Source organism: Arthrobacter sp. TB 26 (assembly GCF_000427315.1).
GTDB lineage: Bacteria > Actinomycetota > Actinomycetes > Actinomycetales > Micrococcaceae > Arthrobacter.
Genome location: NZ_AUPJ01000248.1, coordinates 1 through 9,234 on the forward strand (window position 1 = coordinate 1; position 9,234 = coordinate 9,234).

Consider the following 9,234-nt stretch of genomic DNA (forward strand, 5'->3'; position numbering starts at 1 on the left):
CGGCCGGCGCCGCCCAGCCCTGGACCCCGGACCTGCTGACGTTCGGCAAGGTCATCGGCGGCGGAATGCCGACGGCGGCCCTCGCCGGCCGCGCGGACGTCATGGACTACCTCGCGCCGCTGGGCCCGGTCTACCAGGCCGGCACGCTGTCCGGCAACCCGGTGGCGATGGCCGCCGGCGTCGCGACGCTGACCCACGCCACTCCCGAGGTCTACTCCTTCGTGGACGCCCGCTCACTGGAGCTCTCCGCGGCCCTGTCCGCGGCCCTCGAGTCCGCAGGCGTGGACCACTCCATCCAGCGGGCCGGGAACCTGTTCTCGGTGGCGTTCGGCACCTCCGCCCGCGGCGTGCACAACTACGACGACGCCCAGGGCCAGGACGTCTTCCGCTATGCGCCGTTCTTCCACTCCATGCTGGACTCCGGCGTCTACCTGCCGCCGTCGGTCTTCGAGGCCTGGTTCCTCTCCGCCGCGCACGACGACGCCGCGATGAACCGGATCTTCGACGCCCTGCCCGCCGCCGCCAAGGCCGCGGCTGCCGCGACGGCCTAGCGCCGGACGCCGCAACACTAGGGCGGCCCGTTCCGGCGTCGTTGTTAACGACTTTGGGCACCCGCCNGGCGGGTGCCCAAAGTCGTTAAGCTGCTGACCTGCTAACTACAGGACGTCCGAAAGGAAGCCCTGGAGCCGTTCCGTGCGTGGATCCGTGAAGAGCTGTTCCGGCGGACCGGACTCCACAACGACGCCGGCGTCCATGAACGTGACGGTGTCCGAGACGTTGCGGGAGAACCCCATCTCGTGCGTCACGACCACCATGGTCATGCCGCCCTTGGCGAGGTCGGCCATCAGCGCCAGCACACCCTTGACGAGCTCCGGGTCGAGGGCCGAGGTGGCCTCGTCAAAGAACATCACTTCCGGCTTCATGGCCAGCGCCCGTGCGATTGCCACGCGCTGCTGCTGCCCGCCGGACAGGTTGGCCGGACGGGCGTCCGCCTTGTGCTTGAGCCCGACCAGGTCCAGCTGCTCAAGGGCTTCGGCCCGGGCCTGCTCGTCCGGGAGTTTGCGCAGCTTGCGCAACGCGAGGGAAACGTTGTCCACCACGGTCTTGTGCGGGAACAGGTTGAACTGCTGGAACACCATGCCGATGCGCTGGCGCAGTTCATCCGGGTTGTCCTTGAGGACTGACCGCCCATCCAGCAGGATGTCGCCCTGGTCCGGCTCGATCAGGCGGTTCATCACCCGCAGGAGTGTGGACTTGCCGGATCCGGAGGGGCCGATCACCGAGGCGGTGGTGCCCTTCTCGACGTGCAGGTCAATGCCGCGCAGGACATGGTTGGAGCCGAAGGACAGGTGCAGGTTCTTGCCGGTCAACGAGCCGGACGCGAAGTCGCTCATGGCTGTGCTCCCTTCCCGATCAGGGCTGCGGCGTCGTCCGGCTGCTTCTTCTCCGGCCGGCCGGTGCGCAGTCGGTTGTCGATGTAGTTGACCAGATGCGTGAGGGGTACCGTCAGCACGAGGTACATTGCAGCGGCAGCGATCAGCGGCGAGAGGTTTCCCGTGTTGGCCGCAGCGTCGTTGCCGATACGGAAGATCTCCCGCTGGCTGGCGAGAAGGCCCAGCAGATAGATCAGGGACGAGTCCTTGATCAGCGAGATGAACTGGTTCACCAGGGCCGGGAGCACCCGGCGGATGCCCTGTGGGATCACCACAAGGCGCATGGAGGAGTTGTAGCTGAACCCCAGCGCCCTGGACGCCTCGAGCTGTCCCTTTTCCACGCTCTGGATGCCTGACCGGAAGATCTCCCCGATGTACGCCGACGCCATGAGCGTCAGCGCCAGGATGCCGAGCGGGAACGGGTTCGTGGAACCGGTCAGCTGCCGGATAACGGGCCCGAGCCCGATCCCGATCAGCAGGATGACGACGATCGCGGGCACGCCGCGGAAAATGTCCGTGTAGATCCTGGACAGCAACCGGAGCGCGGTGCTGCGGGACGTGCCCATCACGGCCAGGATCATGCCCAGGATGCACCCGAGCACGCCCGAGGAGACCGCAAGGATCAGCGTATTGGGCAGGCCGACCGTGAGCATGTTCGGGATGACAGCTGCCATCGCCTCCCAGTCAAAGAAGGTCTTTGCGAGTTGATCGAGTGCATCCATGGACTAGGACTTCGGGACGGTGACAGCCTTGGAACCCGGGGACCACGTGGCCGGGGTTTCGCGGTCCGGGTACCACTCCTTGGTCAGCTTGGACCAGGTGCCGTCGGCAATCACGGCGTCGAGGCCGGAGTTCAGCGCGTCGATGAGCGGCTGGTTTTCCTTGTTGACGGCGTAGGCGGTGAAGTTCTGGGTGTTGACGACCGACTCGGCGATGACCGTGCCGTCGCCTTCCTTGACCTGGCCGGTGGCCTGCTGGGACGGAGCGACCCAGGCGTCGACCTGCCCATTCTTCAGGTTCGCGTAGGCCGTGTTGTAGTCCTCAAAGCGGACAGGCTCGATCTGCAACGTATTGGTGACGTAGTCGTCCTGCACGGTGCCCTGGACGACCGCGATGCGGGTGTCCTTGGTCAGGTCCTTGAATCCCTTGATCTTGTCGTCCTTCTTGGCGACAACCGCCATGTAGCCGAAGTCGTAGCCGTTGGTGAATCCCACGGTCTTGCGGCGGGCGTCCGTGGTGGAGATCGAGGAAGAGCCCAGGTCGAACTGCTTGTTCTGGACCTGGGAGAGCAGGGAAGCGAAGCCGGTCGCTTTGAACTCGACCTTGAGGCCAAGCTTTTCCGCGATGGCGCGCAGGAGCTCATTGTCGTAGCCGGTGAACTTGCCCGACGGGTCGATGAAAATGTTCGGCGGGGCGTCCGAGAGGGTTCCGACGGTGATGGTTCCCTCGCTCAGCAGGCCAAGCTTGGACTTGTCGATCTTGTCCAGGGGGGTGACGTCCTTGGTCGTGTACTTGTCCAGTGAGGTCTGGTCGCTGCCGGCCAGGGCATCGGTCGGGGACGCGGACGATTGCGCTGATCCGCCGCCGCAGGCCGCCAGGGAGACGGCTACGGCGATCGCCACAGGAACAGTAGTCAGCCACTTCATGGCTTTGGATTTCATCACGCAATCACTTTCGTCGGAAGTTAGTGGGTCGCGGGGGGAGAAACATCGTGCCCCGGCGCAGGGCTTGGGCGCCCCAGGGGGCAGGCAAGCCGCAAAATATAATTGTGTCACTTGACCCGGCAGCCGATTCAAATCGAATTAGTGCACCGTCCGGATTGCTGGCGCCGAATTTGTTTCACGCGAGCAACGCACACCCCCGGTATCTGAGCAATGCAGGCCGGGTGCAACGGAACGAATGGCTGGGGCAGGTGCCACCGCGGGGCGGCCCTTGCGGTGTGAGTTCCGTCGCAATCGCTGGAATTGCGGGTCCCGGAGGTCTAGTTACCGGCGTCGCGCTGCCTAAAGTTTCGTTTTAAGAAGTCCTGGGTGCCTAGAAGTCGCCGCGGCTGGCGTCCTCGGGCGGCAGCACCGGCCAGTCGCCCTCAATCACGGCGGCGGGCTTGGTTTTGCGCAGGTAGGTCTGGAAATCCGAGGCCTGGGCGGAGGCCCACTCGATCTGTAGCTGGTGCAGGTGGCTCGCCGGCATCCGAAGCTTGGGGAACTTCCCCGCCATGGCGTCGAGCATGCGCAGGGTGGCGAGGGCATCGGCTGCCGAGGTGTGGGCGTTGTCCAGGTTCACTCCGTATTCCTCGCAAAGGGCGGTGAGGGTGCGCTTGCCCTTGCGGTACCGGTCCACCTGCTTGTTCATGATGTACGGATCCAGCACGGGGAAGCGGCTCAGTTGCGGCACGCCGTAGCGGGCCGATTCGGCGGCGAGCACCGTGAAGTCGTAGCTGGCGTTGAAGGCAATGACCGGCACCCCGGTGTCGAAGAGCTCCTGGAGCACTGCGGCGACCTCGCGCGTCACTTCCGCGGCAGGGCGGCCCTCGCTGCGGGCCCGCTCAGTGGTGACGCCATGGATGTCGCTGGCCTCCGTCGGGATTTCGACCCCCGGATCGGCGAGCCATTCGTGCTCCTTGACGATTCCGCCGTCGGAGTCCACCACGGTGATGGACGCCGTGACAATCCGCGCGGCGCGCGAGTTCCGCCCGGTGGTTTCAAGGTCGAAGGCTGCGCGGGGGAGGGTGTTCCAAGTGCTCATGCTTCAACGCTACCTGCTGCCACCGACAGAACTGCGCCACCTCCGGCGGCTAGGCTTGTGTCATGAGGATGGAGTACGTGGAGGCGGTGCTGGACGTGGTGGCACTGATCCCGGCGGGCGCCGCAGTGGCCTACGGCGACGTCGCCGAACTCCTCGGTTCCGGCGGCGCCCGGCAGGTCGGTTCCGTCATGAGCCACCACGGCAGCGCGGTGCCCTGGTGGCGGGTCCTGAAGGCCAGTGGCGACGCACCACCGGGACACGAACGAGAGGCCCTTGCCCTGTACGTCCTGGAAGGGACCCCGTTGCGGGGAAGTTACGCGGAATACCTTCGCACCGGCGAGGGGCGCTGGCGGGTGGATCTAATGGCCGCCCGCTGGGCACCGAGCGATGGCGAGTTCGACCTGATCGACGCGGTTGCCGAGCGACTGGAACGCACCTTGCGGAAACTGTCTGCCCCTGATGATGAAATGACTGTGTGAGCATTCCCAGCAAGAACCCCGAGTCCCGCCCGCCCACATCAACACTTCGCTTGCTCCCGCCCCGGACGCTGCACAACGCGGTCCCCGTGCTGACGGCGGACCAGCTCGCCGCCGTCGACGTCCCGCACGGCTCAGGCCCGGTCCTTATCCCCGGAGCGCCGGGGACCGGCAAATCGACCGTGCTCGTCGAAGCCGCCGTCCGGCGCGCGCAGCGGGACCGACTCGATCCGGAACGGATGCTCATCCTCGCCCCCGGACGGCTCGCCGCAGATTCGCTTCGGGACCGCTTCACCGCCCGGCTGGACCGCAGTTTGAGTACGACGCCGGCCCGCACCTGGGCGTCGTACGCCTTCGACCTGATCCGGCGTGCCAAGGCGGAAGGGATCCTGCCGCTGCCGCGCCCGCCGAAACTGCTATCCGGCCCGGAACAGGACCTGATCATCAAGGAACTGCTCGAAGGCCACGCGGAGCCCGGACTTGAGCTGCCCTGGCCGGAGGACCTGGGCGCTGCCCTGCAGACCCGCGGCTTCCGGCAGGAAGTCCGCCAGCTCTTTGACCGGATCATCGAATCCGGCCGGACCGCGGAGGACGTTGTAGTCCTCGCCCGGCGCTGCCACCGCCCGGACTGGGTTGCAGCGGCCGCACTCTACGCGGAGTACCGCGACGTGTTGGACCTGCGCATGCCGGAATCCTTCGACCCGGCCGGCATCATCACCGCAGCCCGCCAGATCTTCCAGGACGAGCCGGACTTCCTCGCCGCCGAACGCGACAGGCTCCAACTGATCCTCGTGGACGACATGCAGGAAGCCAATCCGGCCGTGTTCGAACTGCTCGCGGACATCGCGGCGGGCAAGGAGGCTTTTGTCACCTCGTCACCGGACACCGTGGTGCAGGGCTTCCGCGGCGCCCGCCCGGACCTCGTGGCCGAGCTTTCCCGGTTGCTGGCCCCCGCCGGAGGCGCGGTCCTTGAACGGCCGCTCCGGACCGCGCACCGCCATGCCCCGGCGGTCGCGGACGCCTGGCTCTCCGTCGCCGGACGGATCTCCAGCCGCGCCGGCGGGCAGTCAGCGCGCCGCCTCGAACAGCCCCAGGCCCATGCCCCGGCCCAGGCTCACGATCCGGCCCGGGCTCCAGCCCCGGAATCTTCCGGCGGGGCTGTCGAAGCGCACCTGCTGCCGTCGCCGGTGCACGAACTGCGCTACGTGGCCCAGCGGATCCTCGAAGCCCAGCTCAATGACGGCCGCGAACTCGGTGACATCGCCGTGATCGTGCGCAACGGCGGCCAGCTGAGCCAGCTGCAGCGCTACCTCGCCGGCCAGGGCATCCCGGTCCGGATCCCGGTGGCTGAATCTGCTGTCCGTGACGAGGTCGCCGTCCGGCCGCTGCTGGATGCCTATGCGGTGGCCCTGGATCCGGCTGTGCTGGGCCCCGAGGCAGCGGTGGCACTGCTGACCTCGCGGATCGGCGGATCCACCGCGATCGAGCTGCGGCGCCTGCGCCAGTCCCTGCGCCGGGAGGAGCTCCTCGGCGGCGGCGGCCGCACCAGCGACGTGCTCCTCGTCGAGGCTCTGCTGGAACCGGGCGCGCTTGCCACCCTCGGCATCGAAGGACGGTCCGCGCGCCGGATTTCCCGGATGATCCAGGCCGGCAGGGACGCTGCCCAGGCACCCGGCGGCAACGCCGAAACGGTGCTGTGGGCGCTCTGGAACTCTACCGGCCTCGCCTCGCGCTGGGCCGAAGCGGCGCTGGCCGGGGGATCTGCCGGGGCCCGGGCGGACCGGGACCTCGACGCCATGATGGCCCTCTTCCACACCGCCGAACGCTTCGTGGACCAGCTGCCCGGTTCCGGGCCGGAGCAGTTCCTCGAGTACCTGCTCAGCCAGGAACTCCCGATGGACACCCTTGCCGCGCGGGCCCAGCTGGAGGATGCCGTGGAACTCATGACGCCGGCCAGCGCAGCCGGCCGGGAATGGCCCGTCGTCATCGTCCCCGGCCTGCAGGAAGGCGTGTGGCCCAATACGCGGCTCCGTGGCGAACTGCTCGGCAGCACGCTGTTCGCGGACGCCGTCGAACACGGCGTGGAATACGCCCTGCAGCTGGATCCACTCAGCAGGCTGCGCGAGATCCGCTATGACGAGCTCCGCAGCTTCTCCACCGCAGTGTCCCGGGCGAAAGAATTACTGATCTGCACCGCCGTGTCCTCCGAGGACGAACAGCCGTCGTCGTTCCTGGATTACGTGGCGCCGCTGGGCCCGGACCAGGACCGGCGCGGCTTCACCCCGGTGGAGCGCCCGCTCACCCTGCGCGCGCTCGTCGCCGAACTGCGCCAGTACGCCCAGCTCGACGCCGGAATCCCCGAAGCCATGGAAGCCAGCGCCGTCCTGGGCGCACTGGCTGCGGCGGAGCCCCGCGTGCCCGGCGCGCACCCCGCGAGCTGGTGGGGCCTTGCCCCGCTGTCCACGGACGAACCCGTCGTTCCGCCGGGCGGCACCGTTTATGTCTCGCCGTCGAAGGTGGAGACCGTGCAGAAATCGCCGCTGGACTGGTTCGTCCAGGCCGCCGGCGGGGAGGCCGCCACCGACTTCGCGCGCAGCCTGGGAACCCTCGTCCATGCCATCGCGCAGGACCTCCCCGATGCTTCCGGCAGCGAATACGTGGCGGAACTTCTCCGGCGCTGGCCCGCGCTCGGAATGAAGGACAACTGGGAGGGCAAGCTCGACTTCCAGCGCGCCGAAACCATGGTCCGGAAGCTCGCCCAGTACGTGCTGGTGATGCGCAGTGAAGGGCGGTCCCTGGCCGGCGTTGAGGTGGACTTCGAAGTCAAACTCCCGGACGTTGTGACCCCTGCCGGGAGCGCTGGCGCTGAGGCTGGCACCGACGGTGAACCCTGGCCGGCCCGTCCGGCCGTGCTGCGCGGCCAGGTCGACCGGCTCGAGATCGACGCCGAGGGCCGGCTGGTCGTTGTGGATCTCAAGACCGGCAAGCGGCAGCCCGGCAAAGCCGACCTCGAGCGGCATCCGCAACTCGGCGCCTATCAGGCGGCCGTCTTGGCCGGAGGCTTCGCCGGTCCAGACGACGGCCCNNNGCCGCCGCTGCCCGGCGGGGCCGTCCTGGCCCAGCTCGGCACCACTACCAAGAGCCCGGGCATCCAGGCGCAGACGCCGCTGGATCCCGCCGCGAACTGGGCACTGGACATGGTCGGCGATGCCGCCCGGGTCATGTCCGGCAACACCTTTGAGGCCCGGCACGATCCTTTGAAGGGCGGCCACGGCGGCCACGGCTGCCGCCTTCCCGAAGTCTGCCCGCTGTGCCTGCGGGGAAAGCAGGTTACCGAATGATCACCGACACAACGCTTCCCGTCGCCCTTCCCGCGGCCCTTCCCGCTGCGCGGTTTACGCCCGAGGAACTCTCCGCCATGCTGGGGGAGAAGAACAGCCCCACCGCCGAACAGTCGCACATCATTTCCTCGCCGCTGTCACCCCGGCTCGTCATTGCCGGCGCCGGCTCGGGCAAGACCGCCACCATGGCCGACCGCGTGGTCTGGCTGGTCGCCAACGGCTGGGTCCGGCCGGAGGAAGTCCTCGGTGTGACCTTCACCCGCAAGGCCGCCGGGGAGCTGGCCACCCGCATCCGGGCCAAGCTGTCCGCGCTGCAGCGCATCGCCGCGGCCGACACGCAGAACCAGGTGTTCCCCGCCGGGCTGCTCAGCACCGACGCGCTCGAACCCAAGGTCTCCACCTACCACTCCTACGCCAGCGGCATCGTGTCCGACTACGGTCTCCGGCTCGGCGTCGAACGCGACGTCGTGCTGCTCGGCGGCGCCCAGTCCTTCCAGCTCGCCAGCGAGGTCGTGGAAGCCTTCGACGGCGACTACGAACACTTCCGGTCCGCCAAATCCACCCTGGTCAAGGCCGTTATCCAGCTCGCCGGGGAGTGCGCTGAGCATCTCCAGGACCCGGCCGGGGTCCGCCGCTGGCTGCTGGACCGGGTGGCCGAGTTCGAGGCGCTGCCTTACCTGGCCACCGCCAAGAAGAATCCCAGCCAGGCCGTGGGCGAACTCAGCGGCCTGCTGCGCACACGGGCCAGCGTCGCCGAGATGGTGGGACGCTACACGGACGCCAAGCGCGCCCGCGGTGCCCTCGACTTCGGCGACCTCGTGGCCCTCGCCGCCCGCGTCGCCAACGAGATCCCGGTCGCCGCGGAAACCGAACGCCAGCGCTACAAAGTGGTGCTGCTCGACGAATTCCAGGACACCTCACATGCCCAGCTCGTCCTCTTCTCCCGGCTGTTCGGCGACGGCCACGCGGTCACGGCGGTAGGGGATCCCAATCAGTCCATCTATGGCTTCCGCGGCGCCTCCGCGGGCCAGCTCTTCCACTTCGTCCGCGAATTCCCGGTGCGGCTCGGGAGCGACGACAGCACTGCCGCCGCTGCGGACAGCACTGCGGACGCCGCGAGCACTGCGCGCTTCGCCGTCGCGCCGACGTCGTACCTCACCACAGCGTGGCGCAACGGCCGGAACATCCTCTCTGCCGCCAACGTCATTTCGGCGCCGCTGAGCAAGGCCGCGGCGCACA

General features: G+C 68.1%; 8 protein-coding genes. 4 read left to right on the forward strand and 4 right to left on the reverse strand.

Translation table 11 applies throughout. The features are described 5' to 3' along the window. Window positions 1–551 (forward strand): aminotransferase class III-fold pyridoxal phosphate-dependent enzyme (locus K789_RS0109040; protein ID WP_024366479.1); only part of this gene is annotated, 551 nt, incomplete at its 5' end. 105 nt (window positions 552–656) lie between these two features. Here the strand turns inward: K789_RS0109040 and K789_RS0109045 are convergent. The 4 genes from K789_RS0109045 to K789_RS0109060 form a co-directional block, all read right to left on the reverse strand. Next, window positions 657–1,394, reverse strand: coding sequence for an amino acid ABC transporter ATP-binding protein (locus tag K789_RS0109045; RefSeq protein ID WP_024366480.1), 738 nt, complete (start codon window positions 1,392–1,394; stop codon window positions 657–659). After that, window positions 1,391–2,155 (reverse strand): amino acid ABC transporter permease, encoded by a 765-nt coding sequence (locus K789_RS0109050; protein WP_024366481.1) that lies wholly within the window; start codon window positions 2,153–2,155, stop codon window positions 1,391–1,393. Before K789_RS0109050 ends, K789_RS0109045 begins: the two co-directional genes overlap by 4 nt. A 3-nt stretch (window positions 2,156–2,158) precedes the next feature. After that, window positions 2,159–3,094: an ABC transporter substrate-binding protein gene (locus tag K789_RS0109055; protein WP_024366482.1), complete on the reverse strand. Its 936-nt coding sequence runs from the start codon at window positions 3,092–3,094 to the stop codon at window positions 2,159–2,161. Window positions 3,095–3,467: 373 nt separating this feature from the next. After that, window positions 3,468–4,178: a 3'-5' exonuclease gene (locus K789_RS0109060; protein WP_024366483.1), complete on the reverse strand. Its 711-nt coding sequence runs from the start codon at window positions 4,176–4,178 to the stop codon at window positions 3,468–3,470. Between the two features lie 62 nt (window positions 4,179–4,240). Here K789_RS0109060 and K789_RS0109065 point away from each other — a divergent pair, with 62 nt between their 5' ends. The 3 genes from K789_RS0109065 to K789_RS0109075 form a co-directional block, all read left to right on the forward strand. Beyond that, on the forward strand, window positions 4,241–4,657 hold the full coding sequence (locus K789_RS0109065; RefSeq protein ID WP_024366484.1) for an MGMT family protein: 417 nt from the start codon (window positions 4,241–4,243) through the stop codon (window positions 4,655–4,657). Next, a complete protein-coding gene (locus K789_RS0109070; RefSeq protein ID WP_024366485.1) occupies window positions 4,654–7,995 on the forward strand; it encodes an ATP-dependent helicase in 3,342 nt (1,113 codons plus the stop codon). Before K789_RS0109065 ends, K789_RS0109070 begins: the two co-directional genes overlap by 4 nt. Next, a partial coding sequence (locus tag K789_RS0109075; RefSeq protein ID WP_024366486.1) for an ATP-dependent helicase occupies window positions 7,992–9,234 on the forward strand: 1,243 nt, incomplete at its 3' end. The genes K789_RS0109070 and K789_RS0109075, both read left to right, overlap by 4 nt.

What these genes read in the sequence shown, in the direction of transcription:
- K789_RS0109045 (WP_024366480.1), bottom strand. Translation starts at nt 1,394, where the DNA reads ATGAGCGACTTCGCGTCCGGCTCGTTGACCGGCAAGAACCTGCACCTG.
- K789_RS0109050 (WP_024366481.1), bottom strand. Translation starts at nt 2,155, where the DNA reads ATGGATGCACTCGATCAACTCGCAAAGACCTTCTTTGACTGGGAGGCG.
- K789_RS0109055 (WP_024366482.1), bottom strand. Translation starts at nt 3,094, where the DNA reads ATGAAATCCAAAGCCATGAAGTGGCTGACTACTGTTCCTGTGGCGATC.
- K789_RS0109060 (WP_024366483.1), bottom strand. Translation starts at nt 4,178, where the DNA reads ATGAGCACTTGGAACACCCTCCCCCGCGCAGCCTTCGACCTTGAAACC.
- K789_RS0109065 (WP_024366484.1), top strand. Translation starts at nt 4,241, where the DNA reads ATGAGGATGGAGTACGTGGAGGCGGTGCTGGACGTGGTGGCACTGATC.